Source organism: Streptomyces sp. GQ60, assembly GCF_059758875.1.
In genome coordinates, this window is record NZ_JCAXEG010000001.1 from 56,258 (window position 1) to 80,400 (window position 24,143).

General features: G+C 71.7%; 27 protein-coding genes and 1 pseudogene. 18 read left to right on the forward strand and 10 right to left on the reverse strand.

Translation table 11 applies throughout. The features are described from left to right. Nucleotides 1-6: 6 nt before the first annotated feature. Complete coding sequence (locus tag AC6CKD_RS00295; protein WP_498325379.1) at nucleotides 7-1,455, reverse strand: MFS transporter; 1,449 nt, start codon at nucleotides 1,453-1,455, stop codon at nucleotides 7-9. Between the two features lie 133 nt (nucleotides 1,456-1,588). Here AC6CKD_RS00295 and AC6CKD_RS00300 point away from each other — a divergent pair, with 133 nt between their 5' ends. After that, the gene (locus AC6CKD_RS00300; protein ID WP_498324459.1) at nucleotides 1,589-2,500 is read left to right on the forward strand and encodes a LysR family transcriptional regulator; all 912 of its coding nucleotides are present in this window, start codon (nucleotides 1,589-1,591) and stop codon (nucleotides 2,498-2,500) included. A 3-nt stretch (nucleotides 2,501-2,503) separates the two neighbouring features. Here the strand turns inward: AC6CKD_RS00300 and AC6CKD_RS00305 are convergent, their stop codons facing one another. Then, nucleotides 2,504-2,809 carry a PLD nuclease N-terminal domain-containing protein gene (locus AC6CKD_RS00305; protein ID WP_498324460.1) on the reverse strand — a complete coding sequence of 102 codons (306 nt, stop codon included), beginning with the start codon at nucleotides 2,807-2,809 and terminating at the stop codon, nucleotides 2,504-2,506. Between the two features lie 117 nt (nucleotides 2,810-2,926). Between AC6CKD_RS00305 and AC6CKD_RS00310 the strand changes: the two genes are divergently transcribed. The 4 genes from AC6CKD_RS00310 to AC6CKD_RS00325 all read left to right on the forward strand — a co-directional run bounded on the left by AC6CKD_RS00310 (nucleotide 2,927) and on the right by AC6CKD_RS00325 (nucleotide 6,431). Continuing rightward, nucleotides 2,927-4,384 (forward strand): menaquinone biosynthesis decarboxylase, encoded by a 1,458-nt coding sequence (locus AC6CKD_RS00310; RefSeq protein ID WP_498324461.1) that lies wholly within the window; start codon nucleotides 2,927-2,929, stop codon nucleotides 4,382-4,384. Next, a complete protein-coding gene (locus tag AC6CKD_RS00315) occupies nucleotides 4,381-4,848 on the forward strand; it encodes a hypothetical protein (protein WP_498324462.1) in 468 nt (155 codons plus the stop codon). The genes AC6CKD_RS00310 and AC6CKD_RS00315 overlap by 4 nt, the downstream gene beginning before the upstream one ends. Beyond that, a complete protein-coding gene (gene mqnP, locus AC6CKD_RS00320; RefSeq protein WP_498324463.1) occupies nucleotides 4,845-5,768 on the forward strand; it encodes a menaquinone biosynthesis prenyltransferase MqnP in 924 nt (307 codons plus the stop codon). Before AC6CKD_RS00315 ends, mqnP begins: the two co-directional genes overlap by 4 nt. Nucleotides 5,769-5,846: 78 nt before the next feature. After that, on the forward strand, nucleotides 5,847-6,431 hold the full coding sequence (locus AC6CKD_RS00325) for a Uma2 family endonuclease (protein WP_498324464.1): 585 nt from the start codon (nucleotides 5,847-5,849) through the stop codon (nucleotides 6,429-6,431). On the opposite strand, the gene AC6CKD_RS00330 is transcribed toward AC6CKD_RS00325, so the two are convergent. Then, nucleotides 6,428-7,057, reverse strand: coding sequence for a rhomboid family intramembrane serine protease (locus AC6CKD_RS00330; RefSeq protein ID WP_498324465.1), 630 nt, complete (start codon nucleotides 7,055-7,057; stop codon nucleotides 6,428-6,430). The genes AC6CKD_RS00325 and AC6CKD_RS00330 overlap by 4 nt on opposite strands. An 85-nt stretch (nucleotides 7,058-7,142) precedes the next feature. Here AC6CKD_RS00330 and AC6CKD_RS00335 point away from each other — a divergent pair, with 85 nt between their 5' ends. After that, a complete protein-coding gene (locus AC6CKD_RS00335; protein WP_498324466.1) occupies nucleotides 7,143-7,829 on the forward strand; it encodes a UbiX family flavin prenyltransferase in 687 nt (228 codons plus the stop codon). Here the strand turns inward: AC6CKD_RS00335 and AC6CKD_RS00340 are convergent. Beyond that, entirely contained in the window at nucleotides 7,826-7,960 is a 135-nt protein-coding gene (locus AC6CKD_RS00340; protein WP_356660038.1) for a hypothetical protein, read from the reverse strand. The genes AC6CKD_RS00335 and AC6CKD_RS00340 overlap by 4 nt on opposite strands. Before the next feature lie 130 nt (nucleotides 7,961-8,090). Between AC6CKD_RS00340 and AC6CKD_RS00345 the strand changes: the two genes are divergently transcribed. The 6 genes and pseudogenes from AC6CKD_RS00345 to AC6CKD_RS00370 all read left to right on the forward strand — a co-directional run bounded on the left by AC6CKD_RS00345 (nucleotide 8,091) and on the right by AC6CKD_RS00370 (nucleotide 12,358). Beyond that, nucleotides 8,091-8,546 carry an Lrp/AsnC family transcriptional regulator gene (locus tag AC6CKD_RS00345; protein WP_478689510.1) on the forward strand — a complete coding sequence of 152 codons (456 nt, stop codon included), beginning with the start codon at nucleotides 8,091-8,093 and terminating at the stop codon, nucleotides 8,544-8,546. 121 nt (nucleotides 8,547-8,667) lie between these two features. Then, nucleotides 8,668-9,831 (forward strand): aminofutalosine synthase MqnE, encoded by a 1,164-nt coding sequence (gene mqnE, locus AC6CKD_RS00350; RefSeq protein ID WP_498324467.1) that lies wholly within the window; start codon nucleotides 8,668-8,670, stop codon nucleotides 9,829-9,831. A 113-nt stretch (nucleotides 9,832-9,944) separates the two neighbouring features. After that, a pseudogene (locus tag AC6CKD_RS00355) lies at nucleotides 9,945-10,184 on the forward strand (GNAT family N-acetyltransferase); the annotation flags it as partial. Nucleotides 10,185-10,334: 150 nt separating this feature from the next. After that, nucleotides 10,335-10,607, forward strand: coding sequence for a DUF4229 domain-containing protein (locus tag AC6CKD_RS00360; protein WP_489411633.1), 273 nt, complete (start codon nucleotides 10,335-10,337; stop codon nucleotides 10,605-10,607). A gap of 154 nt (nucleotides 10,608-10,761) precedes the next feature. Beyond that, nucleotides 10,762-10,869, forward strand: coding sequence for a putative leader peptide (locus tag AC6CKD_RS00365; protein ID WP_356510414.1), 108 nt, complete (start codon nucleotides 10,762-10,764; stop codon nucleotides 10,867-10,869). Nucleotides 10,870-10,990: 121 nt separating this feature from the next. Next, nucleotides 10,991-12,358, forward strand: a complete 1,368-nt coding sequence (locus AC6CKD_RS00370; RefSeq protein ID WP_498324468.1) for a dicarboxylate/amino acid:cation symporter — start codon at nucleotides 10,991-10,993, stop codon at nucleotides 12,356-12,358. 106 nt (nucleotides 12,359-12,464) lie between these two features. Here AC6CKD_RS00370 and AC6CKD_RS00375 read toward each other — a convergent pair whose 3' ends face one another. The 3 genes from AC6CKD_RS00375 to AC6CKD_RS00385 all read right to left on the reverse strand — a co-directional run bounded on the left by AC6CKD_RS00375 (nucleotide 12,465) and on the right by AC6CKD_RS00385 (nucleotide 14,151). Beyond that, a complete protein-coding gene (locus tag AC6CKD_RS00375) occupies nucleotides 12,465-13,043 on the reverse strand; it encodes an O-methyltransferase (protein WP_498324469.1) in 579 nt (192 codons plus the stop codon). Between the two features lie 62 nt (nucleotides 13,044-13,105). Continuing rightward, a complete protein-coding gene (locus tag AC6CKD_RS00380; RefSeq protein WP_498324470.1) occupies nucleotides 13,106-13,297 on the reverse strand; it encodes a DUF397 domain-containing protein in 192 nt (63 codons plus the stop codon). Then, complete coding sequence (locus tag AC6CKD_RS00385) at nucleotides 13,294-14,151, reverse strand: helix-turn-helix domain-containing protein (protein ID WP_498324471.1); 858 nt, start codon at nucleotides 14,149-14,151, stop codon at nucleotides 13,294-13,296. Before AC6CKD_RS00385 ends, AC6CKD_RS00380 begins: the two co-directional genes overlap by 4 nt. Before the next feature lie 154 nt (nucleotides 14,152-14,305). On the opposite strand from AC6CKD_RS00385, the gene AC6CKD_RS00390 reads away from it, so the two are divergent. Both AC6CKD_RS00390 and AC6CKD_RS00395 read left to right on the forward strand, forming a co-directional pair. Then, complete coding sequence (locus AC6CKD_RS00390; RefSeq protein ID WP_498324472.1) at nucleotides 14,306-14,773, forward strand: ATP-binding protein; 468 nt, start codon at nucleotides 14,306-14,308, stop codon at nucleotides 14,771-14,773. A 209-nt stretch (nucleotides 14,774-14,982) separates the two neighbouring features. Next, nucleotides 14,983-16,005 carry a helix-turn-helix domain-containing protein gene (locus AC6CKD_RS00395; RefSeq protein WP_498324473.1) on the forward strand — a complete coding sequence of 341 codons (1,023 nt, stop codon included), beginning with the start codon at nucleotides 14,983-14,985 and terminating at the stop codon, nucleotides 16,003-16,005. Between the two features lie 28 nt (nucleotides 16,006-16,033). Here the strand turns inward: AC6CKD_RS00395 and AC6CKD_RS00400 are convergent, their stop codons facing one another. After that, a complete protein-coding gene (locus AC6CKD_RS00400; protein ID WP_498324474.1) occupies nucleotides 16,034-16,393 on the reverse strand; it encodes a hypothetical protein in 360 nt (119 codons plus the stop codon). A gap of 59 nt (nucleotides 16,394-16,452) precedes the next feature. Then, nucleotides 16,453-17,055 (reverse strand): DinB family protein, encoded by a 603-nt coding sequence (locus AC6CKD_RS00405; protein ID WP_498324475.1) that lies wholly within the window; start codon nucleotides 17,053-17,055, stop codon nucleotides 16,453-16,455. Nucleotides 17,056-17,256: 201 nt separating this feature from the next. Between AC6CKD_RS00405 and AC6CKD_RS00410 the strand changes: the two genes are divergently transcribed. The 3 genes from AC6CKD_RS00410 to AC6CKD_RS00420 all read left to right on the forward strand — a co-directional run bounded on the left by AC6CKD_RS00410 (nucleotide 17,257) and on the right by AC6CKD_RS00420 (nucleotide 22,161). Then, nucleotides 17,257-19,155 (forward strand): AMP-dependent synthetase/ligase, encoded by a 1,899-nt coding sequence (locus AC6CKD_RS00410; protein ID WP_498324476.1) that lies wholly within the window; start codon nucleotides 17,257-17,259, stop codon nucleotides 19,153-19,155. A 117-nt stretch (nucleotides 19,156-19,272) separates the two neighbouring features. Continuing rightward, nucleotides 19,273-20,241, forward strand: a complete 969-nt coding sequence (locus tag AC6CKD_RS00415; protein ID WP_498324477.1) for an AraC family transcriptional regulator — start codon at nucleotides 19,273-19,275, stop codon at nucleotides 20,239-20,241. A 294-nt stretch (nucleotides 20,242-20,535) separates the two neighbouring features. After that, complete coding sequence (locus tag AC6CKD_RS00420; protein WP_498324478.1) at nucleotides 20,536-22,161, forward strand: alpha/beta hydrolase; 1,626 nt, start codon at nucleotides 20,536-20,538, stop codon at nucleotides 22,159-22,161. Between the two features lie 54 nt (nucleotides 22,162-22,215). Here AC6CKD_RS00420 and AC6CKD_RS00425 read toward each other — a convergent pair whose 3' ends face one another. Then, complete coding sequence (locus AC6CKD_RS00425) at nucleotides 22,216-23,394, reverse strand: lipase family protein (RefSeq protein WP_498324479.1); 1,179 nt, start codon at nucleotides 23,392-23,394, stop codon at nucleotides 22,216-22,218. A 251-nt stretch (nucleotides 23,395-23,645) separates the two neighbouring features. Between AC6CKD_RS00425 and AC6CKD_RS00430 the strand changes: the two genes are divergently transcribed. Next, nucleotides 23,646-24,137 carry a hypothetical protein gene (locus AC6CKD_RS00430; protein WP_498324480.1) on the forward strand — a complete coding sequence of 164 codons (492 nt, stop codon included), beginning with the start codon at nucleotides 23,646-23,648 and terminating at the stop codon, nucleotides 24,135-24,137. Nucleotides 24,138-24,143: the final 6 nt, after the last annotated feature.

Here is a 24,143-nt window from a genome sequence, read left to right on the forward strand (position 1 = left end):
GTGGTGCTACCCCCGGACGTCCTGCGCCACGTCCACGCCCTGGCGGACAGCGAGGTCTACGTCGCCATGCGCGCCGACGGCCTCGTCCGCGTTCCCGGTACCGAGGGCACCCGCCCCCTGCCCTGGGCGGTGTGAGCCCCGCCGGACCCCCGGCAGGCTGACGGCCGCGGCCAGCAGGGCCGCCGCGAAGGGGACGAGCAGCGCCGCCCGGTACCCGTCCAGGGGCTCGGCGGCGCCGGCCGCCACCCCCGTCACGCCGGCCAGCCCGAGCGCCGCGCCGAACTGGAACGCCGTGTACAGCAGCCCGCCCGCCAGGCCCTGCTCCTCCTCCGCGACCCCCTCGGTGGCGACGATGGTCAGCGGCCCGTAGACCAGGGCGAAGGCCAGCCCGAGCAGGATCAGGCTCGGCAGCATCAGCAGGTAGGACCAGTCGGCGCCCAGCGGCAGGAACAGCCCGTACGCCAGCGCTGCCAGCAGCAGGCCGCCGAAGATCAGCCGGCCGTTGCCGTACCGGGCCACGAGCCTCGGCACCACGGTCGGCGACAGGACCGCGTCGATCCCGATCACCAGCATCGCGAGGCTGGTCTGCAGGGTGGACCAGCCGCGCACCTCCTGGAGGTAGAGCACCACCAGGAACTGGAAGCCGAAGAACGCGGCCGAGAACAGCAGGGCCGCCGCGTTGGCCCGCAGCAGCCCGGGCGAGCGCAGGATGCCGAGCCGGACCAGGGGCTCGGCCGTGCGCCGCTCCACGAGGGCGAAGGCCCCGAGCAGCGCCAGCCCCGCCACCGCCGGCAGCGCCGCGCGCTCCTCCACGCCGAGGACGAGCAGCACGACCCCCGCGGTCACGAGCAGCCCGCCCCACACGTCGATCCGGCCCCGGTCCCGGCGCGCGGGACGGGGCGCCTTCGGTACGAAGGCCAGCGCGCCCGCCAGGATCAGCGCGGCCAGCGCCACGGGGGCGAAGAACACCCAGCGCCAGCCCACCGAGGCGAGCAGCCCGCCCGCGACCAGCCCGACGGAGAACCCGGCGGCGGCCGTGCCCGAGTACACGAGCAGCGCCTTCTCCCGCTGGGGCCCCTCGTCGAAGCCGGTGGTGATGATGGAGAGGCCCGCCGGGGTCATGAAGGCGGCGGCGACCCCGGTCACGAAACGGGCGGCGATCAACTGCCAGCCCTCGGTGGCCAGCCCGCCGAGCCCGGAGAAGAGCAGGAAGACCGACAGCCAGCCGATGAACATGGCGCGGCGTCCGAAGAGGTCGGCGGCGCGGCCGCCGAGCAGCATGAAGCCGCCGTAGCCGAGCACGTACGCGCTCATCACCCACTGGAGGGTGCCGGTTTCGAGGCCGAGGTCGGCGCGGATGGACGGCAGGGCCACGTTCAGCATCGCGACGTCGATGCCTTCGAGGAAGATCGCGCCGCACAGGACGAGCAGGACGCCGAGCCGGCGCCCCCGGATGGGGTGGAGGGAGTCCACGGAAAGACCTCGCAGAGGGAAGGAGAGGGAGGAAGAGCGGGAAGTTGCCGGCTCAACCACCCTCGCCCGCCGCCCGTACGGGAACAACGGCGAAGGCCTCAACGTTCGTTCAGCCATGCTTACCGATCGCGATGAGCTGGACTGCTTCCTGATCCTGGCCGAGGAACTGCACTTCGGCCGCACCGCCGAGCGCATGCTGCTCTCCCGGGCCCGCGTCAGCCAGCTCGTGCAGCGCCTCGAACGGCGCGTGGGTGCCCGGCTCTTCCTGCGCACCAGCCGCAGCGTCGCCCTCACCGCGCTGGGCGCCCAGCTCCGCGCCGACCTGGAGCCCCACCACCGGGGCATCGCCGCCGCTCTGGAGCGGGCCGCGGCCACCGCCCGCGCGGCGGACGGGGTGCTGCACGTCGGCTTCACCACCCCGCCCGCGGGCGAACTCGTCCTGCACGCGGCGCAGGCCCTGCGCACCACGCACCCCGGCATCAGCGTCGAGGTGTGCGAGGTGCCGCTCTCCGACCCGTACGGGCAACTGCGCGGCGGGGCCTTCGACGTGGCCTTCGCGGAGTTCCCGGTCCGCGAACCCGATCTGGGGGAGGGGCCGACGCTGTTCACCGAGGCGCGGGCGCTGGCCGTGGCCGCCGGGCATCCGCTGGCCGCGCGGGACTCCGTGACGCTGGAGGAGCTGGCGGGGGTCGCGCTGCTGGCCGTCGCCGGAGACCTGCCCGCGTACCTGCGCGAACACCAGGCCCCGGCGCGCACCCCGGCCGGCCGGCCGATCCGGCGCGGCCCGGAGGTGACGAACCTGCAAGAGGCGCTGATGCTGGTCGCGGCGGGCCGCGGCGCCCTGCTGACCTCGGCCCACGCGGCGGCCTACCACGCCCGCCCCGGGGTCACCCACGTACCGGTGGCGGACGCCGAGCCGGTCGGGTACGGACTGGTCTGGCGCGCGGGCGAGGACACCGGCGCCGTACGGGCCTTCGCGCAGGCGGCGCAGCGGGCAGCGGCGCGCGCCGGGACCGGCGCCCCGTAGGGCTCAGTCCTTGTCCTTGTCCTGTTCCTTCTCGTCCCGCTCCTCGCGCAGGGACTTCAGGAACTCCGGGTTGTCGTCCGGGGCCACCCACGTGCGGCGGCCCGGACGCGAACGGCCGCCACCACCCGGCACCCGCTTCTTGCCCGCGAAGAGCCACACCAGCGGACCGACGATCGAGAAGAGCAGGATGATCAGGACCCAGACGACCTTGGGGAGGCCCTTGACCTCCTCCTCCGGGGTGTTCAGGCAGTCGATGAAGGCGTAGATGGTCAGCGCGATGATCAGCAGGAACGGCAGATAGCGCAGCACGGTGTGGGACCGACCCCCAGAAGAACGGTGCGGACCGGGCAGGTCCGCCGTGGACTCTTCCAGGGTAGAGGGCCCGCCGCGGTTCGGGCCCTGGGCGGGGATGCCACAATTGCCCGCATGGCTTACGACGATCTCCGCTCGCTGCTCCGGGCCCTCGAGCGGGAGGGCGACCTCAAGCGCATCAAGGCCGAAGTGGACCCGTACCTAGAGGTCGGGGAGATCGTCGACAGAGTGAACAAGGCGGGTGGACCCGCGCTGCTCTTCGAGAACGTCAAGGGCTCGGCGATGCCGCTGGCCATGAACGTCTTCGGGACCGACCGGCGACTGCTGAAGGCCCTCGGGCTGAAGTCGTACGCCGAGATCAGCGAGAAGATCGGCGGCCTGCTCAAGCCGGAGCTGCCGCAGGGCTTCATCGGCGTCCGCGAGGCCTTCGGCAAGCTCGGCTCGATGGTGCACGTGCCGCCGAAGAAGGTGAAGGGCGACTCCGCGCCCGTCCAAGAGGTCGTCCTCACCGGCGACGACGTGGACCTGGACCAGCTCCCGGCCCTCTTCACCTGGCCCAAGGACGGCGGCTCCTTCTTCAACCTCGGCCTGACGCACACCAAGCACCCGGAGACGGGCGTGCGCAACCTCGGCCTGTACCGCCTCCAGCGCCACGACAAGCGCACCATCGGCATGCACTGGCAGATCCACAAGGACAGCCGCAACCACTACGCGGTGGCCGCGGCGCGCGGTGAGCGGCTGCCGGTCGCGATCGCCTTCGGCTGCCCGCCGGCCGTCACGTACGCGTCGACCGCGCCGCTGCCGGGCGACATCGACGAGTACCTCTTCGCCGGGTTCGTGGCGGGCAAGCGGATCGAGATGGTGGACTGCAAGACGGTCCCGCTCCAGGTCCCGGCCCACGCCGAGGTGGTCATCGAGGGCTGGCTGGAGCCCGGGGAGACGCTCCCCGAGGGCCCCTTCGGCGACCACACCGGCTTCTACACCCCGCAGGAGCCGTTCCCCGCGCTGAAGATCGACTGCGTGACGATGCGGAAGCGTCCGCTGATCCAGTCGATCGTCGTCGGCCGGCCGCCGACGGAGGACGGCCCGCTGGGCCGGGCGACGGAACGCTTCTTCCTTCCGCTCCTCAAGATCATCGTTCCGGACATCGTGGACTACCACCTCCCCGAATCGGGCGGCTTCCACAACTGCGCGATCGTCTCGATCGACAAGAAGTACCCGAAGCACGCGCAGAAGGTCATGCACGCCATCTGGGGCGCGCACATGATGTCGCTGACCAAGCTGATCATCGTGGTGGACAAGGACTGCGACGTCCACGACCTCCACGAGGTCTCCTGGCGGGCGCTCGGCAATACGGACTACGCCCGCGACCTCACCGTCGTCGAGGGCCCGGTGGACCACCTGGACCACGCCTCCTACCAGCAGTTCTGGGGAGGCAAGGCGGGCATCGACGCCACGAAGAAGCTGCCGACGGAGGGATACACCCGGGACGGCGGCTGGCCTGACATGGTCGAGTCCGACCCCGCGACCGCGGCCCTCGTGGACAGCCGCTGGAAGGAATACGGCCTGTGAGCCCCATCGGAGTGGAGGGCCCGGAGCTCTTCATCGGCAGCGACAGCGTCTACGTGGCCCTGGTGCGTCCGAGCCTCGACCCCTCCGACCCCGGCGTCCGCGAGGCCGCCGCGGAGGCGGGCGTCAGCCCCGAGGAGTTCGCGGGGCCCGGCAACGTCTGGGCGCTGATGCTCGACGAGGACGGCGAGGGCGACGGCTTCGAGCTGCCCGGCGCGCGGGACGTCGAGGCGGACGACTTCGCGGAGCAGCTCCAGAAGGCCCTGGCGGCGGGCGAGCCGTTCACCGCCGATGCCGGGAACTTCCTGCGCCTGGAGGCCCGCCCGTCCGGCGACGCCTGGGCGGTCACCGCCCACGTCACCCCGCCGGAGGGACACGACGCCGGCCCGTGGACCCTGGAACTCGGCGCGCTCCCCACGGCGGAGCTGCTGGCCGACCTCGAAGGATTCCGGAGAACCCTCGTATGACATCCGCAGCCGAAGGGGTCCTCGGATCCGGGCCCGCGCCGCAGGCCACCGGCAAGGTCAAGGCGTTCCTGCGGCTCGTGATGATCGAGCACTCGGTCTTCGCGCTGCCCTTCGCCTACATCGCCGCGCTCACCGCCATGTACACGCTCGACGAGCGGATGCACTGGACCGAGCTGCTGCTCGTCACCGTCTGCATGGTGGGGCTGCGGACCTTCGCGATGGCCGCCAACCGGATCATCGACCGGGAGATCGACGCGCGGAACCCGCGGACCGCCGGGCGCGAGCTGGTGACCGGCGCCGTCTCGGTCCGCTCCGCCTGGACCGGCGCCGGGATCGCCCTCGTGGTGTTCCTGGGCGCGGCGGCGCTGCTGAACCCGCTCTGCCTGATGCTGGCGCCGATCGCCGTCGTGCCGATGGTGGTGTACCCGTACGGGAAGCGGTTCACGAACTTCCCGCACGCCATCCTCGGCCTCGCCCAGGCGATGGGCCCGGTCGGGGCCTGGATCGCGATCACCGGCGAGTGGTCCTGGGACGCGGTGATCCTCGGCCTCGCGGTGGGCGTGTGGATCGGCGGCTTCGACCTGATCTTCGCCTGCCAGGACGTGGCCGCGGACCGCGCGGAGGGCGTCAAGTCCGTCCCGGCCCGCTTCGGCATCCCGGCCGCCCTGTGGGGCGCGCGCGGCGCGCACGTCGTGACCACCGGCCTGCTGGCCTGGTACGCGGTGGCGACCGGCGCCGGCTGGCTGTTCTGGCTCGGCCTGCTCATCGTCGTGGCCGCCTTCGTCTACGAGCACACCATCGTCACGCCCCACGACCTGTCCCGCCTGAACCGCGCCTTCTTCACGGTGAACGGTTTCATCGGCATGGCGCTGTTCGTGTGCGCCCTGCTGGACCTGGTGGTGCGGGGGCTGTCGCTGTAACTCGATCGTGTGTGCCCGGCCGGAACCGGCGGTTCGCGCTCTGCCCCGGTGGCTAGCGTGCGGCATACCATCGAGTGCATGGACAGGGAGGCCGACGTGACCGTCTCGGAGACCGAGCGCCTGCACTCACAGCTCAGCCGGTTCGAGGACATGTTCCCCGGTTACCGGATGGAGATTGTCGAGGGCGCCATCGTGATGAGTCCGCTCAAGCCGCACCACGCCAGGACCATCCGGCTGCTGTGGAACACGCTGGAAGCCCAGGTGCCGCCGGAGTGGGGTTTCATCAGCGACGTCGCCGTCCCCTTCGACGGTGACAACGAGTTCTGCCCCGACCTTGCCGTCATTCCCGGGGCGGAGGCGGACAGGAACCTCAGCGCGTACCCGCCTGATCTCGTCGAGCTCGTCATCGAGGTCGTCTCGCCGAGCAGCGTGCGCAACGACTACGAGGTGAAGGACCGGGCCTACGCCCGGCGCGGCATCCCTCATTACCTGATCTTCGACCCTTACAAGGCCCAGTGCACGACCCTGTGGAACCCCGGGCCCGACGGCTACCGCGGCCGCGACGTGATCCCGTACGGGGAGACGGTCACCGTGGAGACCGGCATCGGCAAGGTGTCGGTGGATACGGCCGAGCTCCCCGTGGACCCCGGCTCCGCCGCCTAGACCGCCGCCACCTCCGGCCGTGGCCGCGCCACCGCGGCCACCGCCGCGCCGGCCAGCAGGCCGAAGAGGTGGGCCTGCCAGCTGACCATCGAGCCCGTCGGGAGGGCTCCGGCCAGGAAGGTCGTGCCCCAGACGGCCGCGATGACGACCGCGACCGCGACACCCAAGGGGCTGCGCTCGACGAAGCCGCGGACCAGCAGGTAGCCGAAGAGGCCGAAGACGAGGCCGGATGCGCCCGCCGTGACGCTGTGGGGCGGGGAGATCAGCCAGACGGCGAAGCCGTCGGCCAGGACGATGGCCGCGCAGACGCCCAGGAAGCGGCCGATGCCGCTGAGCGCGGTGACGAAGCCGAGGACCAGCAGCGGGACGCTGTTGGAGGCCACGTGGTCGAAGCCGAAGTGCAGGAAGGGCGCCAGGGGTATCCCGCTCAGGCCGTCGGCCTCCCGCGCGGTGATCCCGTAGGAGTCGAGCGCGTGGCCCGTGGCGTGGTCGACGGCCTCGATCAGCCACAGCAGCGCCACCCAGCCCAGCATCAGCTTCGCGGCGGTCAGGGCCCGGCCGGTCCGGCCGGGCCGGCTCCGGGCGAAGGAGCCCGTACCGCCCGGGTGTGTACTGCTTCCGCTCATGACGACCCCTCCGCCGTGTCCACCCCTTGAACGTGCGGACACCTTAGCCAGTGCCCCTCGGCGGTGGCCGGATAGTCTCGGAGGTATGACTGAGGGCAAGCGCACCCCGTGGGTGGTCGGGGTTTCGGGGGCGTCCGGGACGCCGTACGCGGCCGCGGTGATCCGCGGGCTGCTGGCGGCGGGCGAGAGCGTGGACCTGGTGGTGAGCCGGGCCTCGCGCCTGACGCTGCTGGACGAGACGGGGATCGCCTTCCGCGACGCGCACTGGCGGGACGACCTGGGGGAGTGGCTGGAGCGGGGGGCCGACGGCAAGCCGGCGACCTTCGCGCGCCCGGAGCTGGACGGCGTGCGCTACTGGCCCGCCGGGGACCTGGCGGCCGGACCGAGCAGCGGCTCGTACCCCGTCAAGGGGATGCTGATCGTGCCCGCGTCCACGGCCTGCGTGGCCGGGGTGGCGCTCGGGCTGTCGAAGGACCTGCTCCAGCGGGTCGCGAGCGTGACGCTCAAGGAGCGGCGCCGGCTGGTGATGACGGTACGGGAGACCCCGCTGAGCGGGCAGACGCTGAAGCATCTGGTGAGCCTGGACGAGGCGGGCGCAGTGGTGCTGCCCGCCTCTCCGGCGTTCTACGCGGGTGCGACGCACATCCAGGATCTGGTGGACTTCGTCGCGGGGCGGGTGCTCGACGCGGCAGGGGTGCCGCACGGGCTGTACCGCCGGTGGGAAGGGGAGCTCGGTAGCTCCCGCCCCCAGGAGGCGAGCGGTGGCGCCTAGCCCTTCTTGGCGCGCCCCGGCTTACGGGTCTTGTCGACGCGGTGTGCGGCGGCGGGCTGGTCGGTGCGGGATCGGTTGGCCAGCTCCTGGAGCTGTCGCATGTGCGCGTAGGCCATCTCGATCGTGTACACGGTGAACCACTCCTGAAAATCGTCAGATCATCTTTGATCTGTTGAAAGATTCACAGGGTGTCGACCCTGTGTGCCTTTGATTCTATACGTAAACTTGAGGGAATGCCGAATAATGGAAGGTTCCAGGTACATGGACGCGGTGGACAAGCAGCTCATCCAGGCACTTCGTGAGAACGGACGCGCCTCGTACGCCGAGCTGGGCCGGCTCGTGGGCCTCTCCGGCCCCAGCGTCACCGACCGGATCAACCGGCTGGAGACGGCCGGAGTCATCACCGGATACCGCGCGACCGTGGACGCGGCCTCGCTCGGCCTCGGCGTCACGGCGCTGATCGGCATCTCGCTGTCCGACGCGGCGGACCACGAGGACGTGGCCCGCCGGCTGCGCGACCTCACGGAGATCGAGGACTGCTGGTTCATCGCCGGCGACGACTCGTACATGCTGAAGGTCCGGGCCGGCGACGTGGACGGGCTGGAGCGGATCATCCGCAAGCTCTCCAGCACCAAGGGGGTCTCGCGCACGCGCACGACGATCGTGCTCTCCACCAAGTGGGAGAACCGGGTCGGGGGCCTGCCGGAGGAGGCCTGAGGACGCTGAGAGTACGGTTGGGGACGCGGTCTGCGGGGGGACGCGTGCCGACGCACGTGCCGACGTACGCACCTCCGCACGACCGCGCAGGGCAGACACGAGGACAGAGGAGAGGACGGGCATGGACGCTGGGCTCAAGCGTGAGCTGGAGGACAAGGTTCGCTCCGGCGAGCGGCTGACCCGTGAGGACGGCATCGCCCTCTACGAGTCGGACGACCTGGCCTGGCTCGGCGGCCTCGCCCACGAGGTGCGCACGCGCAAGAACGGCGACGTCGTCCACTTCAACGTCAACCGCCACCTCAACATGACGAACGTGTGCACGGCCTCGTGCGCGTACTGCTCGTTCCAGCGCAAGCCGGGCGAGAAGGACGCGTACACGATGCGCATCGAGGAAGCCGTCCGCCTGGCCAAGTCCATGGAGAACGAGAGCCTCACCGAGCTGCACATCGTCAACGGCCTGCACCCCAGCCTGCCGTGGCGGTACTACCCGCGCTCGCTCTCCGCGCTGAAGGAGGCGCTGCCGAACGTCTCGCTGAAGGCGTTCACGGCGACCGAGATCCACCACTTCGAGACGATCTCCGGCATGTCGGCCTCCGACATCCTGGACGAGCTGATCGACGCGGGCCTGGAGTCGCTCACCGGCGGCGGCGCCGAGATCTTCGACTGGGAGGTCCGCCAGCACATCGTCGACCACCGCACCCACTGGGAAGACTGGTCGCGCATCCACCGCCTCGCGCACTCCAAGGGCCTCAAGACCCCGGCGACGATGCTCTACGGGCACATCGAGGAGCCGCGCCACCGCGTGGACCACGTGCTCCGGCTGCGCGAACTGCAGGACGAGACCGGCGGTTTCCAGGTCTTCATCCCGCTGCGCTACCAGCACGACTTCGTGGACATGAAGGACGGCAAGGTACGCAACAAGCTCCAGGCGCGTACGACGATGGCGACGGGCGCCGAGGCGCTGAAGACCTTCGCGGTCTCCCGTCTGCTCTTCGACAACGTCCCGCACGTCAAGGTGTTCTGGGTGATGCACGGCGTGCAGACGGCGCAGCTCGCCCTCCAGCACGGTGCGGACGACATGGACGGCTCGGTCGTCGAGTACAAGATCACGCACGACGCGGACAACTACGGCACCCCGAACAAGCTGGGCCGCGAGGACCTGCTGGAACTGATCCGCGAAGCGGGCTTCCGCCCGGTCGAGCGCAACACGCGCTACGAGATCATCCGCGAGTACCCCGGCCCGGACGCGGAGCTCCGCGAGACCCCGCAGGCGATGCGGGTCTGACGTCCGGACGTCCTGAGCCCCGGTCCTCCTTCGTGGGGGCCGGGGCTCATTGCACACCCGTAGTGGGTAATAGCTAATCTATCCCCATGACCCTTACCTTCACCTTCGATCCGGTCGTCGACCCCGCCCTCCAGGGCCGAGGCGCCGGCCGCGCGCTGATGGAGGCCGTCGCGGACGCCGCCCGCACGATGGACGGCATCGAGGCGATCCGCCTCAGCTGCCGGGGCGGGCTGGGCCTGGAGCGCTTCTACGCCGCCTGCGGCTACAAGGAGGTCGGCCGCGTCCCCGGCGCCATCCGCGTGGCGCCGGGCGACGACCGCGACGACGTCATCCTCCTGCTGCCGCCGCACTGACCTGCGGGGCCCCGCGGGGCGCGACCCCGGCGGGCCGGAGCGGGGGTCCGGCGTGCTTCACTGGACGGGCACGAGCCGCCGTACGACCATGACGAGAGAGAAGGGGTCACCGTGTCCCTCAAGCCGAGCGCGACGATCCGTTACACCGCGATGCGCCTGGGGATCTTCGTCGGGTGCCTCGTCCTCGTCGCCGGCCTGGTCCGGCTGGGCTGGGTGCCCTCCGGCCTCGGTGACGCCAACCCCGCCTGGGTCGTGCTGCTCGCCCTCGTGCTCTCCGCGCCGCTCTCCTTCGTCCTGCTGCGCAAGCAGCGCGACGAGATGTCCGTGGCCATCTCCGGACGCGTCGCGGGCGCGAAGGACAAGCTCGCCGCGAACCGCAGCCAGGAGGACGACGCGGTCGACGAGGCCGCGCGCGCCAGTTAGCTTCCTCACACATCGAATTGCCTCGGCCCCGGGTCACACGCCCGGCGTGCCGGGGCTTTCGGCGTTTTCCGGGGAGTTCGCCGGGGTTTCCGGCCCGCGCAGACCCAAAGGGAGGCTTTGAGATTCCCAAAGGTGAAGTGTTAGCGTGTTCAACATGTTGACGACGGCGGCGCACCAGACGATCACGAGCGTTCCGCTCGTGGCGCGCCTGCACGTCGACCTCTGCCGCCGCGCGTCCGCGGCCTGTTGCTGTTGTCGCTGAGTCCCGCGACCAGCCCCGGCACAGCAGCGGTCCCGCCCGCCCGGCTCTTGGCTTTTCCGGGTGCTGCCGCACCGCACCACCACCCCACCGCAGAAACCGCAGAACCACCCGGAGAGTGTCCGTGTCCGCGTCACCGCAGACCCCTGCCGCCGAGGCCCCCGCCCCGGTGCGGAAGTCCTCGTTCTCGTTCCCCTTCTGGGCCCAGATCGTAACCGGCCTCGTGCTCGGTGTGCTGCTCGGCTGGCTCGCCCGCAGCCAGGAGATCAGCTGGCTCGGTACGACCCTCGAGCAGGTGGGCGACATATTCGTCCAGCTCCTGAAGCTGGCCGTCGCCCCGCTCGTCTTCTTCGCCATCCTGGTGTCGATCACCAACCTCCGGAAGGTGAACAACGCCGCGCGGCTGGCCTCGCGCACGCTGCTCTGGTTCATGATCACGTCGCTGATCGCGGTGGCCATCGGCCTCGCCATCGGCCTGCTCACCAACCCGGGCTCCGGCACCGGCCTCACCCCGCAGGACGGCAAGCTGCCGAAGCGCGAAGGGTCTTGGCTGGACTTCCTGACCGGCATCGTGCCGACCGACATCATCACGCCGTTCACCGAGCTGAACGTCCTGCAGATCGTCTTCCTCGCCGCCGTCGCCGGCATCGCCGCCCTCCAGCTCGGCAGCAAGGCGCAGCCGGTGCTGAACCTCGCCGAGTCCGTCCTGGAGCTGCTGCAGAAGGCCCTGTGGTGGGTCATCCGCCTCGCCCCGATCGGCACCGTCGGTCTGATCGGCACCGCGATCGCCACGTACGGCTGGGACCTGCTCGGCAAGTACGCCACCTTCACGGTGGACGTGTACGTCGGCTCCGCGCTCGTGATGTTCGGCGTCTACCCGCTGCTCCTGTGGACCGTCGCCAAGGTCAACCCGCTCCAGTTCTTCAAGGGCGCCTGGCCCGCCATCCAGCTGGCCTTCGTCTCCCGCTCCTCGGTCGGCACCATGCCGGTCACCCAGCGGGTCACCGAGCGCCTCGGCGTCCCGAAGGAGTACGCCTCCTTCGCCGTCCCGTTCGGCGCCACCACGAAGATGGACGGCTGCGCCGCGATCTACCCGGCGCTCGCCGCGATCTTCATCGCGCAGATCTTCGACGTGCAGCTCGGCATCACCGACTACCTGCTGATCGCCTTCGTCTCGGTCATCGGCTCCGCCGCCACGGCGGGTCTGACGGGTGCCACGGTCATGCTGACCCTGACCCTCTCCACGCTGGGCCTCCCGCTGGAGGGCGTGGGCCTGCTGATGGCGATCGACCCGATCCTGGACATGATGCGCACCGCCACCAACGTGGCCGGCCAGGCGCTGGTCCCGGTCATCGTGGCGGCCCGCGAAGGCATCCTGGACAAGGCGGCCTACGCGTCCGCCTCCTCGTCCCTGCTGGACGAGCCCGCCCCGGCCGAGGCCCAGTCCGACTCCACGGACGCCGACCCGGCGAAGGTCCTCGTCTCCGCCTGACGCTCCCGAGGTCCCGCCACCCGCTCACCGCAGCCCCCGCGACCGTCCCGCGGGGGCTGCGGTTCGCCGTGTGAGGGGGAGACGAGGGGCCGGGGGGCCGTCCTCGTCAGGCTGTGCGTACCGCCATCAGCAGTCCGCTCGCCCATGCCAGGCGGACGCACCGGAAGTCCCCCCGCTCGTCCAGCTCGGCCAGGAGGCGCTCGACGGACGCCTTGTGGTCCTGCGGCCAGCCGGGCTGGGGGAGGAGGTCGTCGATCAGGTAGGTCCCGCCGGGAGCCACCAGTTCCAGGGCCCGGTCGAGGTGGGTGAACTTGCCCGGCCAGGTGTCCGCGAAGACGAGGTCGAAGGGGGCGCCGTCGAAGTCCTCCAGCCACGTACCGCCGTCCCCGGACACGAAGGTCACCCGCGGGTCGCCGCCCAGCTCTTCTCGGGCGATGGCCTGGACGGTCGTGTCGAGTTCGACGCTGGTCAGGCGGGAGGCCCGGTCCATGCCGCTGAGGATCCAGGCGGTGCCCTCGCCCACCCCGGTGCCGAGCTCCAGGATCCGGCCCCCGGGCCGGCCGGCGGCGAGTGCTGTCAGGAGACTGCCCGTGCGGTCCTCGCTGGACAGGGTGAAGCCTGCTTCGGCCGCCTTGGCGCGCAACGCGGTCAGGGTGGAGGGGAGTTGGTTCGGCGTATCGTCCATCCGGAGATCATGTGAGGGCCGCGCGCTCCCGGGCAAGGGCGTTTAGCCGCCGGGCCGAGCGGTCAGCCGGTGGAGGCGTGCACGAGGAACCCGGCCCAGGCGTGGGGCGCGAAGGCCAGGTGGGGCTGGTGGAGGTCCTTGGAGTCGCGGACGTGGATCGTGGCGGGGGTGGTGGCCACCTCGACGCAGGAGTCGCCTTCGCTGCCGCTGCTGTGGCTGCTCTTGAACCAGTCGAGCTCGGGATTGTCGATCATGTCTCTCCCAGCAGTTCCTTGATGAAGTCCTGCGACTCCCGCGGCGTGAGAGCCTCAGCCCGGATGATGCCATAGCGCAGTTCAAGGACTCGGAGCTGCCTTGGGTCGGAGACCGGGCGGCCGTTGAATGCTCCTTCGGAGCGCCCGACGGCAGTGCCGTCCCCGAACTTCAGGATCTCGATTCCGCCGCCCATCCCAGCATGGGCCTCCCGGCTGTTCGGCATGACCTGGAGAGTCACGTGGCGCAACCGGCCCACTTCCAAGAGCCGTTCGAGCTGTTGGCGCCATACCAGTGTGCCCCCGATGGGACGGCGGAGGGCGGATGCCTCGTGAACGAAGCTGATCGCTGGAGCAGGTGTCCGACTGAAGACGGACTGGCGGGCCACGCGTGCCGCCGTGTACCGCTCGACCTCGTCCTGTGAGTACGAGGGCTGCCGCATCTCGAAGAGTGCGCGGGCGTGGTCCGCCGTCTGTAGCAGCCCGTGTACGACGTGCGTGCTGTAGACGCCGATCTCGACCGCCCTCCCCTCCAGCTTCGCCAGATCGCGGACCTTCTTCGGGTAGCGGACCTGCTCCATGTCCGCCTTCATCGCGGCAATCTTCCCGCCCGCCCGCAGCGCCTCGTCCGCCCTGTCCAGGTACTCGGGGCGGGGGATCCGCTTGCCCGCCTCGACCTTGCGGACCAGGTCCTCGCCGTAGCCGATCCCCGTGCCGAAGTCACCGGCGCGGATGCCCGCCTCCTCGCGCCAGGCCTTGAGCTGGCGGCCGAGCGCGGCCAGCACCGCCACTCCCTGTTCGTCCTCGGGATCGACGTCCCAGCCGGCGTCTTCCGTACCGTCACTGTCCACACTCATGCGTGCCCCACCTTCAACGCACCAATTCCTCAGCGCTCCGTTCCCGAGGCCCGGACGGGACAGGCACGACAGCACCGGACAACGACCGGACAGAAGCCGGACGCTCGGGCGGTTCCGCTTCTCACGGTACGCACGCCCCACCACGCTCGGTGACATGAATACGCATATCCGTGACTCCGCGCTCCAGTTCACCGCCCGGCTCGCCGGTACGCCCCTCGGTGCGCGCCAGGCCCGGCGGCTCGCCGTCGAGACGCTCGACGGGTGGGGGCTGCCCAGCGAGGGGCCCGCGCTCATCGTGGCCGAGCTCGCCGCCAACGCGGTGACCCACGGCCGGGTTCCCGGGCGGGGCTTCCGGTTGGGGCTCGCCGTCCGGGGCGGGGTGCTGCGCATCGAAGTGGTGGACACGCGGGGGGACCGGATCCCCGGTGTACGGGAGGCGGGCCGGGGCTCGGAGGCCGGCCGGGGGCTGGTCCTGGTCGATGCGCTCGCCGACCGGTGGGGGGTGGACCGGGGGCTGCCGCCGTGCAAGGCGGTCTGGGCGGAAGTGGACTTGGCGGGGGGAGGGCCTGGTGACCGGGTCCCGGGTGTCCAGGACCCGGCCCGCTTGGACGTAACCCCCTGAAAGGACGGGCCGAAACCAACCCAACCCACCCCTCCGGCTCCCCGCGGCGACGCCGTCACCCGCATGGGTGAACTGTGCCAACTCGGCTGGATTTCGGGAGGGTTGCCGGGCATATGCTCGCCCCACACAACACCAGACATGAGACGGCCCCCGCCGGGACTGCAATCCCGAACGAGGGCCTGACCAACGTAGGAAGTAGCACCTTCCCCATGGCTCCTCCGCACCTTAGCGCGCCTTCGCGCGCCTCGTCCCGTGTTCCCGCCGGGACCCCCCGATCCGGTGTCGACCACGTCAACATCCGGCACGAACGCCACTTCACCGTGATCGGCAACCACCTCATCCAGCACCGCGAGCTGTCGCTGACCGCGATCGCCCTCGGTGCCTACATCCAGTCGCTGCCCAGCGGGGCCCGGGTCGGGATCAAGAGGCTGCGGGAGCGCTTCCCGGAGGGGGAGGTCCGGATCTCCGGCGCCCTGCGGGAGCTGGAGGAGTACGGGTACCTGGAGCGCAGCCGGGTCCGGCTGGCGAGCGGGCAGGTGGTCACCCGGACGGTGTCCTACAACCACCCGTCTGCGAAGGTCCTTTCGGGGTCGGATGCGGGGTCGGCCGCGCGGGAGGTGGATCCCGGGCGGGCGGAGCCCCCGGACCTGTGGCCCGAGCATGATCCGGATCCGGATCATGATCCCGAGTACGTGTCCCCGCCGGAGCCGGACGACGGGCCCGAGCCGGACCGGGAGTACGAGCCGGAGCCGGACGACGAGTACGAGCCCGAGCCCGAGCCCGAGCATGACCCCGACCCCGAGCGTGACCCCGCCCCCGAGCCGGACTCCGGCGCGGAGCCCGGTTCCGTACGGCCGTCGGAGGCTTCGGCGGGGCCGCGTCGGGAGGCCTTCGTGTTGCTCGCGCGGTTGCGGGAGGACGACCCGCGGCTGCTGCTCGCCGACCGGGACGTGCGGAAGCTGGCGCCCGCGGTCTCGGCCTGGCTGGAGCGCGGGGCGGATCCCGCGGCCGTACGGCTCGTCCTGGCCTCGGGGCTGCCCGACGACCTCCGCCATCCGACGGCCCTCGTCGCGCACCGGCTCAAGGCCTGGCTCCCGCCCCACCTTCCCGCCGAAGCGCCCGTACGGCCCGACAGGCGGCCGGACCCGATGCAGAACTGCGACGGCTGCGAGCGGGGCTTCAGGGCGCCGCGGCCGGGAACCAGGTGCCGCGACTGTCCTCCCGCCGACTGACCGTCCGAGGTGCCCCACCCCCAGGGGCTCAGGCTGCGGCTTCGCCGGGGCCCTCATCCGGGGAGCCGCCCCGCTCGTAAGGCCCAACGTCAATGACCCGCCCGTCGCGAAGGGTCTTCGTGTGCGCGGACACCTGGTGCTTGACGGGGCCTTTGCGTCGCTCGTCCACGGCCGCAGGGTCCGCGATCGAGCCGGTGTCGTCGGTGTCCTCGGCATCCTCGGTGGAGTTCCGGTCCACCGCCTTGCCGGCGATCACGACGGCGACGGCCAGGACCGTGCCGGCGAGGGCGACGCCGGCATGAACCTTCCCCTTGTGCTTCTCGTACAGGTGCTTCGTCTTCTCGGCGAAGGAGGTGGGTTCGCCGTCCTCGGGCGCGGAGTCGTTCACGCGGACACATCTACCGGACCCGCCCCCCACCTGTCAGGCAATCACCCGACCACGCCCGATCAGGCCTCGCCGCCGTCGGCCTCCCGCGCCGCCTGCTCCAGGCGGGCGTGGTGGGCCTGCCACCAGGCCGGGTCGGACTGGGGGAGGCCGGGGTTGGTCGGCTGCATGCCCGTCGTGCCGTCCAGGAGTTCGCGGAGGATGTCGGCGTGGCCGGCGTGCCGGTGGGTGTCGGAGATGACGCGGACCGCGGCGTGGTGCAGGGAGACCTCGTTGCGGTCGCTCGGCCACCACGGGACCGTGCCGATCGTGTCCAGGGGGAGTGCGTCGAGCGTCGCGTCCGCGTGCGCCCAGGCGCGGTGGTAGAGGTCCACGATGTCCGCGCGTGACTGGGCGGGGGTGGCCCACATGTCGGCGTTGGGTTCGGCGTCCTCCGCGGCCCAGGGCAGGGGTTCGCCGGAGGGGCGGGCGAAGGTGTCGCCGAAGTAGCCCAGCTCCGTGGTCGCCGCGTGCTTCACCAGGCCGAGGAGGTTGGTCCCGGTGGGCGTGAGGGGGCGGCGGACGTCGTACTCCGAGAGGCCGTCGAGCTTCCAGAGGAGCGCGTCGCGGGCCGACTGGAGGTAGAAGTGCAGTTCGGCCTTGGGGTTCGGGTCGGGGGAGGTCATGGGCAGATTCTTCCGGACGGGTGATCTTCGGTCGCCGGGTTGAGGTGGCAGCGCGGTTGCGCGGCACCTGTGGGCGCGGGGTGGGGGTGCGGCGGGGTGGCGTGGAGCATCGGTGAAAAGGCGGGCACAGGGGTGTTCAGGCGTGGTTACCGCTAAGTAAATTACCGGCGGTAACACTCCGTCCGGCCAGGGAGGCACGCCGTGACCGCCGAATCGAGCCTGGTGAGGGTCGTCAAGCCAGTCCAGCCACTCAAGCCCGTCGAGCCCGTCAAGACCGTGATCGAGGGGCGGGTCCGTGAGGTGTGGGTTCCCCCGCTGGCCCCGGTGCCCGTCAGCGGGTCCCTCGGGGACATCCCCTTCGACAACGCCCGGGAGGCGCCGAGGGAGCCCGTACTCGCCCGCAAGGACCGGGACGGGACCTGGCGGGACGTCACGGCCGCCGAGTTCGCCGGCGAGGTGCTCGCCGTCGCCAAGGGGCTGATCGCAGAGGGGCTGCGGCCCGGCGACCGGCTGGCCATCATGGCGAGGACCACCTACGAGTGGACCCTGCTGGACTTCGCGGGCTGGGCGGCCGGACTGATCACCGTACCGGTCTACCCGACCTCCTCCGCGATCCAGGCGCGCTGGATCATCCAGGACTCGGGCGCCGTGGCCTGCGCGGTGGAGGACACCGCGCAGGCGCGCATCATCAGCGCGGAGCGGGCCAACCTGCCCTGGCTGCGCCACCTGTGGGAGTTCGACACCGGGGCCGTGGCCCGGCTGGTCAAAGCCGGGGAGCACGTGCCCGACGAGGTCGTGGCGGCCCGGCGGGCCGGGTGCGCGCCGGAGTCCGTCGCGACGCTGATCTACACCTCCGGGACGACCGGCCGGCCCAAGGGGTGCGTGCTGACGCACGCCAACTTCTACGCCGAGGTGGACAATTCGGTGGAGCTGCTGCACCCCGTCTTCAAGTCGGTCAGCACGGAGGCGGCCTCGACCCTGCTCTTCCTGCCGCTGTCGCACGTGTTCGGGCGGATGGTGGCCGTCGGGTGCATGCGGGCGCGGGTGAAGCTGGGCCACGCGCCGAGCATCAGCAGCGAGGACCTGCTCGCGGATCTGGCCGGTTTCCGGCCGACGTTCCTGCTGGCGATCCCTTACGTCCTGGAGAAGGTCTACAACACCGCACGGGCGACGGCCGAGAAGATGGGGCGGGCCTCCTCCTTCGACCGGGCGGCGCGCATCGCGCGCAGCCTCGGCGAGATCGCCGTCGTGGAGGGCAAACGGCCGGGGCTGGGCCTGCGGATGGCCCGGGCCCTGTACGAGCCGCTCGTGTACCGGCGGATCCGGGCGGCGCTGGGCGGGCGCGTGCGGTACATCCTGAGCGGCGGCTCCCCGCTCGGCCGGCGCCTCGCCGCCTTCTACACCGGCGCGGGCATCGAGGTCTTCGAGGGCTACGGGCTCACGGAGACGACGGCGGCGGCGACCGTCACCCCGCCGCTGCGGCCCCGGCTGGGCACGGTGGGCTGGCCGCTGCCGGGGACGGCGGTACGGATCGCGGACGACGGGGAGGTGCTGCTGCGCGGGCCGCACGTCTTCGCGGGGTACTGGAACAGCGGCGTGGCGGTGGGCGGCGAGCAGTGGCTGTGCACGGGGGACATCGGGGAACTCGACGCGGACGGGTACCTGACGATCACCGGGCGGAAGAAGGACCTGATCATCACCTCCGGCGGCAAGAACGTGGCCCCCGCGCCCCTGGAGGACTGGCTACGGGCCCACCCGCTGGTCGGCCAGTGCATGGTGGTCGGCGACAACCGGCCCTACGTCACCGCGCTGATCACCCTGGAGCCGGAAGGACTCCAGCACTGGCGGCAGATGCGGAAGAAGGTGGGCGTGCCGATCCGGGAGCTGGTGCAGGACGAGGAACTGCGGGCGGACCTCCAGCGGGCGGTGGACGAGGCGAACCGGCTGGTGTCGCGGGCGGAGTCGATCCGGCGGTTCGTGGTGCTGCCGGGTGATTTCACCGAGGAGCGGGGGCACTTGACGCCTTCGCTGAAGCTGAAGCGGGGCGCGATAGCGCGCGATTACGTGCGGGAGATCGACGCCCTGTACCGCTCCTCCTGAGGGTCCGCGGCGCGTGCGGGGGCTCCGCGTCCGTTCAGGCGGATGATCGGATCGGATCGCGGCGGTCGGGTCCGGCCCGGATGCTCCCGGGCAGGGTGGACACCGAAAGGAGGCCTCGTGATCTCGGCACTCAACCGGCTGGTCGACCTCGTCGAGGAGCACCTCGTCGAGGAGCACTTCGTCGAGGAGCACTTCGAGGCGCACCTTGAGGAGCGCCTAGACGGGCACCGTCAGGAGCACCTTCAGGGGCGCCTAGAGGGGCGCCTTGAGGGGCTCGACGTCCGCGGACTGGCCGGGGAGCTCGGCACGACCGAGTACCACCTGCGCCGCATGTTCTCTTCGCTGACCGGCATGCCGCTGTCGGAGTACGTGCGCCGGCGCCGCATGACCCTGGCCGCCGCCGACGTGGTCCGGGGTGAGGACGATCTGCTGAGCATCGCCGTCCGGCACGGATACGGCTCGACGGAGGCGTTCGGCCGGGCGTTCCGCGCGGTCCACGGCGCCGGCCTCAGCGACGTGCGCCGAGACGGAGGCCCCCTGCGCACACAACCCCGGCTCAGGATCCGCCTGACCGTCGAAGGGAGCATCCCCATGGACACCCGCCTCATCGACCGCCCCGCCTTCCGGCTCGTCGGACACGCGGCCCGCGTTCCGCTCGTCCACCAGGGCGTCAACCCGCACATCCAGCAGCACATCACCGCACTGCCGCCCGCCGAGCACCTCCGGTTGAAGGCGCTCGGCGACACCGAGCCGGTGGGCCTGCTGCAGGTCTCCGACGACGTCGACCCCGACGGCACGGAGGGGAGCGAACTGACCTACCTGCACGGAGTCGCCGTCACCCGGTCCACGCCGGCCCCCGACGACCTCGACACCATCGAGGTGCCGGCCGGCAGGTGGGCGGTCTTCCGCACCGCCGGGCCGCATCCGCAGGCCCTGCAGACGGCCTGGGCCGCGACCGCGACCGAGTGGTTCCCCTCCAACCCGTGGCGGCTGCGGCCCGGTCCCTCGATCGTCGCGGTCCTCGACCGGGCGGACGACTTCAGTACCGCGACCTGTGAGCTGTGGCTGCCCGTCGAACCGGCGTGACGGCGCGCGGCCACGCGATCGCGGTTCTGGAGCTGCCCGCCGTGGCCCCGGCCGGCAACGCGTCTGCTCCGGCCAGGACCACCGGGGCCTGCCGTTGCCGTCACCCGCGCGGCCCCCCGGGCGATCGCCGCTTGCGTTCCGTGCGCGCTGTCCTGCCGGCCCCGTCCCGCAAGGCCGTCGGCCACCGGAGCGCGCCCGCGCCGCACCGATCGCGCCGCATCGGCCGGCGCGGCTGCGGTAGGGGTCTGCTTATCGTGAGCCGACCGGTCCGGGGGGTCGCCCGAGGAGGGTGCAGTGCACCGTTCCCGTTCCCGTGCCGGTTCCCGTCCCCGCTCGCTTTCCCCGGCCCGTACCCGGATAGGCGCCGGGGTCGTCGGCACCGCTCTGGCCGGGGCCCTGCTCGCCGCCGTGCCCGGAGCGGCGCCGACGACCCCGGCGCCCGCCGCTAGGGGGATCCAGTGGGGCGCGTGCCCCGAGAAGCCCGTGCCCGCCGGCATGCGGTGCGGCACCCTCACCGTCCCGCTCGACTACGAGGCCAAGGGGCAGGCCAAGCGGCAGGGCCAGCGGACGGTCAGGATCGCCGTCGCCCGGCTTCCCGCCACCGGGCCCGCCCGCAAGCGGATCGGCTCCCTCGTGCTGAACTTCGGCGGCCCCGGCGCCCCCGGCGTCTCCACCCTCGCCGCCGACCCCAACGCCTTCGCGGAGCTCAACAAGCGCTACGACCTCGTCGTCTTCGACCCCCGCGGCGTCGGCCACAGTGCTCCCCTCACCTGTGGCGGAGGAGCCCCGGCGGGCGACGCGGCCCCCGACGGGCCCGCCGCCGAGCTCGCCGCCCTGCGGGCCGTCGCCAAGCGCTGTGCGCGGGACTCCGGCCCGGTGCTCCCGTACGTCGGTACCGTCAGCGTGGCCCGCGACATGGACCTGCTGCGCCAGGCCCTCGGAGAGGAGAAGCTCGACTTCTTCGGCTTCTCCTACGGCACGCGCCTCGGCGCGGTCTACGCCGCGCTGTTCCCGCGCCGCACCGGCCGGATGGTCCTCGACGGAGTCGACACCCTCACCGAGCCGCTCGGCGAGCAGGCCCTGCTGTCGGCGGTCGGCCAGCAGCGGGCGCTGGACAACTTCCTCGTCTGGTGCGCCCACCAGCAGAGCTGTGTCTACGGGACGAACACCCGTACCGCCAAGGAAAAGGTGCAGGCCCTCGTCACCCGCCTGGACGCGGAACCGCTGACCCGCGGGGGCGGACTGCGCTTCACCGGGCAGGACGTGGCCGAGGCCATCGGGAAGGCCCTGTACTCGCCGAAGATGTGGCCCGACCTCGCGGACGCGCTCGCCCTGGTCGAGCGCAGCGGCGACCCCGTGGAGCTGATGCAGCTCGGCGGTCCGGACGAATCGCCGCCGCCATCGCCATCGCCCCCGTCACCGTCATCGGCCCAGGAGGAGACCGACGCCGCCGGCCTGCCCGCCGTCCCCGCCGACAACGCCTCCGCCGCGCTCGTCGCCGTGAACTGCGCCGATGACCCGGACCGCGGCGACGCCATGGCCTCCCCGGCGGCCGTCGCGCGGGAGCTGGAGGCGCTCCAGCCGGTCTTCCTCGCCGCCTCTCCGATCTTCGGGCCGCGCCAGCTGATGACGGTGCTGGCCTGCTACGGGCGTCCCGCCGGCACCGATTTCATCCGCAAGATCGACCACCCCGCCGGCATCCCGCGCATCCTGCTCGTCGGCACGCGCGGAGACCCGGCCACCCCGTACGAGTGGACGGAGGAGACGGCGGAGCGGCTCGGCAACACCGTGGTCGTGGACTACAAGGGCGACGGGCACACCGGGTACGTGGCCTCGCGCTGCGTGCAGGGGTACGTGGACCACTTCCTGGTGGACGGCCGGCTGCCCTCCGGGACGCGCTCCTGCCCCGCCGGGGAGTGAGGGCGCGGAAGACGCCTCTCGCGGGCGGGGCAGGAGCGACACCGGTCGTCCGGATCAGCAGTTGGGGCGCGGCGCGCGGCCCGCGAAGCGGTCCGCCAGCCAGTTGCCGGCCGCCGGGGACTGGGTGATGACGCCGCTGACGTGCTCGCCGAGCCAGATGGTGTCGAATTCGAGGTTCGCGCCCCGCGCGCACCAGTCGGAGCGCAGCCGGCTCCCGACGGAGTACGGGATGAGCTCGTCGGCGAGCGCGTGGTACTGGAACACGGGCGCGGCCGGGGCGGTGCGCCCGAGCCTGCTCTGGTTCAGCCGGGCCTGCCAGTCCGGCTGCGCGAGCGGGTCGCGGGTGGTCAGGTCGGAGATCCGCTTGAAGGAGCCGGCGATGGCGTCGATGGCGACGCAGTGGTCCTTCATGGCGCCGACCAGGAGCTTCCCGGCCGGGTTGAGGTAGGAGTCGAGCTTCAGTTCCGGGAAGGCCGCGTCCTGGCCGGCGGCGGCCATGAAGATGAGGCCGGAGCCGTAGGAGCCGTTGTTGAAGTCGGCCACCTTCAGCAGATCGGCCGGGACGCCGCCCGTCGCGGTGCCCTTGACCTGCAACTCCGGTGCGTACGAGCCGTGCAGCTCGGCCGCCCAGCTGCTGGCCTGGCCGCCCTGGGAGTACCCCATGATGCCGACGGGCGTGTCGGCCGGCAGCCCGGCCTCGGGGAGGCGGGTGGCCGCGCGGGCGGCGTCGAGGACGGCGTGGCCGGCGGAGGGGCCGACGGTGTAGGTGTGCACGCCGGGGGTGCCGAGGCCCTCGTAGTCGGTGACGACGACGGCCCAGCCGCGCAGGGTGAGCTGCTGGATGAGGTTGGCCTCCATGGCGGTGCCGTACGGGAGGTTGTTGCTCGGTGCGCAGGAGTCGCCCATGCCGACGGTGCCGACGGCGTAGGTGACGAGGGGGCGCGGGCCGGTGCGGCCGTCCTGCGGGACGATCACGGTGCCGGAGACCACGTTCGGGGCTCCGTCGGCGGTCGTGGAGTTGTAGTGGATCTTCCAGGCCTTGGTGTGGGTGGGCTGGCCGGGCAGCGGGTGGAACGCGGAGGGCGCGCTGCTGACGATGTCGCCGGGGCGGGCGGCGGCCGCCCCGGCCTCGGAGGTGGTGATGCTCTCCTGTGCGGCGTTGGCCGTGCTGGGGATCGCGGCCGAGAGGGCCAGGGCGGCCACTGCGGCGAGTGCTGAGCTTCGGATGCGCATGGGGCGGCTCTCCCAAGGGTCCGGTGGGGGTGGTAGGTGAGGAGAAGGTAGTGACCGACCGGTAGGAACGTCGCTGACCGCACAGCTCAGCTTTCCTGGCCCGGGACCGCATCCCCGCCGTGCCGTCCACCCTGCCTGCCCGCCCACCTTGTCGGTGTGGCCGCGGGTGCGGTAGAAACGCGCGACACGCAGGGCGGAATTCAGCCATGCGGACCACCGAACTTGGCATGAACACACCATTTGGGGGAGTTGTGGCGGTCGCGACGCGCGCACAGAGGTTCAAGAACCGGGCGACCTCGGGCCTGGTCCTCGCGGGGATCGGCCTCGCCGCGTTCTTCCTCGTCGGAATGGCCTCCCAGCAGCCCGCGGGCTGGGGCGCGGCCTATGCCTTCGCCGACCCGGTCACGGTCCAACTTCCGCGCAGCTGCGGGGTGGAGACGATCGTGCGCAGCGGCGGCGGATCGAGTCGCGGCACCGGAAAGTGCGAGGGCACGGCGTGGACGGCCGACGGGAAGGGCCGCACCGGCACGCTGTACTCGTACGCGGACGAGATCGCCCGCGACGGCTCGGGCAAGCTGGCGTACCAGGGCGAGGCCCGCGCGCTGGGCGACCGCGCCTATGGCAAGCCGGAGCTGTGGATCACCATCGTCCACCTGGCGGCGCTGGGCGTGGCCGCCCTCGGTGCGGTCGTCGTGCTCTTCGCCGCGCTGGCGCCGATGGTCCCGGCCCGCAGGCGGTCCTGACGGACG

What these genes read in the sequence shown, in the direction of transcription:
- AC6CKD_RS00325 (WP_498324464.1), top strand. Translation starts at nt 5,847, where the DNA reads ATGGACAGGGAGGCCGACGTGACCGTCTCGGAGACCGAGCGCCTGCAC.
- AC6CKD_RS00390 (WP_498324472.1), top strand. Translation starts at nt 14,306, where the DNA reads ATGAATACGCATATCCGTGACTCCGCGCTCCAGTTCACCGCCCGGCTC.
- AC6CKD_RS00345 (WP_478689510.1), top strand. Translation starts at nt 8,091, where the DNA reads ATGGACGCGGTGGACAAGCAGCTCATCCAGGCACTTCGTGAGAACGGA.
- AC6CKD_RS00330 (WP_498324465.1), bottom strand. Translation starts at nt 7,057, where the DNA reads ATGAGCGGAAGCAGTACACACCCGGGCGGTACGGGCTCCTTCGCCCGG.
- AC6CKD_RS00365 (WP_356510414.1), top strand. Translation starts at nt 10,762, where the DNA reads ATGTTGACGACGGCGGCGCACCAGACGATCACGAGCGTTCCGCTCGTG.
- AC6CKD_RS00405 (WP_498324475.1), bottom strand. Translation starts at nt 17,055, where the DNA reads ATGACCTCCCCCGACCCGAACCCCAAGGCCGAACTGCACTTCTACCTC.
- AC6CKD_RS00395 (WP_498324473.1), top strand. Translation starts at nt 14,983, where the DNA reads ATGGCTCCTCCGCACCTTAGCGCGCCTTCGCGCGCCTCGTCCCGTGTT.
- AC6CKD_RS00375 (WP_498324469.1), bottom strand. Translation starts at nt 13,043, where the DNA reads ATGGACGATACGCCGAACCAACTCCCCTCCACCCTGACCGCGTTGCGC.
- AC6CKD_RS00300 (WP_498324459.1), top strand. Translation starts at nt 1,589, where the DNA reads ATGCTTACCGATCGCGATGAGCTGGACTGCTTCCTGATCCTGGCCGAG.
- AC6CKD_RS00385 (WP_498324471.1), bottom strand. Translation starts at nt 14,151, where the DNA reads ATGAGTGTGGACAGTGACGGTACGGAAGACGCCGGCTGGGACGTCGAT.
- mqnP (WP_498324463.1), top strand. Translation starts at nt 4,845, where the DNA reads ATGACATCCGCAGCCGAAGGGGTCCTCGGATCCGGGCCCGCGCCGCAG.
- AC6CKD_RS00425 (WP_498324479.1), bottom strand. Translation starts at nt 23,394, where the DNA reads ATGCGCATCCGAAGCTCAGCACTCGCCGCAGTGGCCGCCCTGGCCCTC.
- AC6CKD_RS00380 (WP_498324470.1), bottom strand. Translation starts at nt 13,297, where the DNA reads ATGATCGACAATCCCGAGCTCGACTGGTTCAAGAGCAGCCACAGCAGC.
- AC6CKD_RS00360 (WP_489411633.1), top strand. Translation starts at nt 10,335, where the DNA reads ATGCGCCTGGGGATCTTCGTCGGGTGCCTCGTCCTCGTCGCCGGCCTG.
- mqnE (WP_498324467.1), top strand. Translation starts at nt 8,668, where the DNA reads ATGGACGCTGGGCTCAAGCGTGAGCTGGAGGACAAGGTTCGCTCCGGC.
- AC6CKD_RS00335 (WP_498324466.1), top strand. Translation starts at nt 7,143, where the DNA reads ATGACTGAGGGCAAGCGCACCCCGTGGGTGGTCGGGGTTTCGGGGGCG.
- AC6CKD_RS00310 (WP_498324461.1), top strand. Translation starts at nt 2,927, where the DNA reads ATGGCTTACGACGATCTCCGCTCGCTGCTCCGGGCCCTCGAGCGGGAG.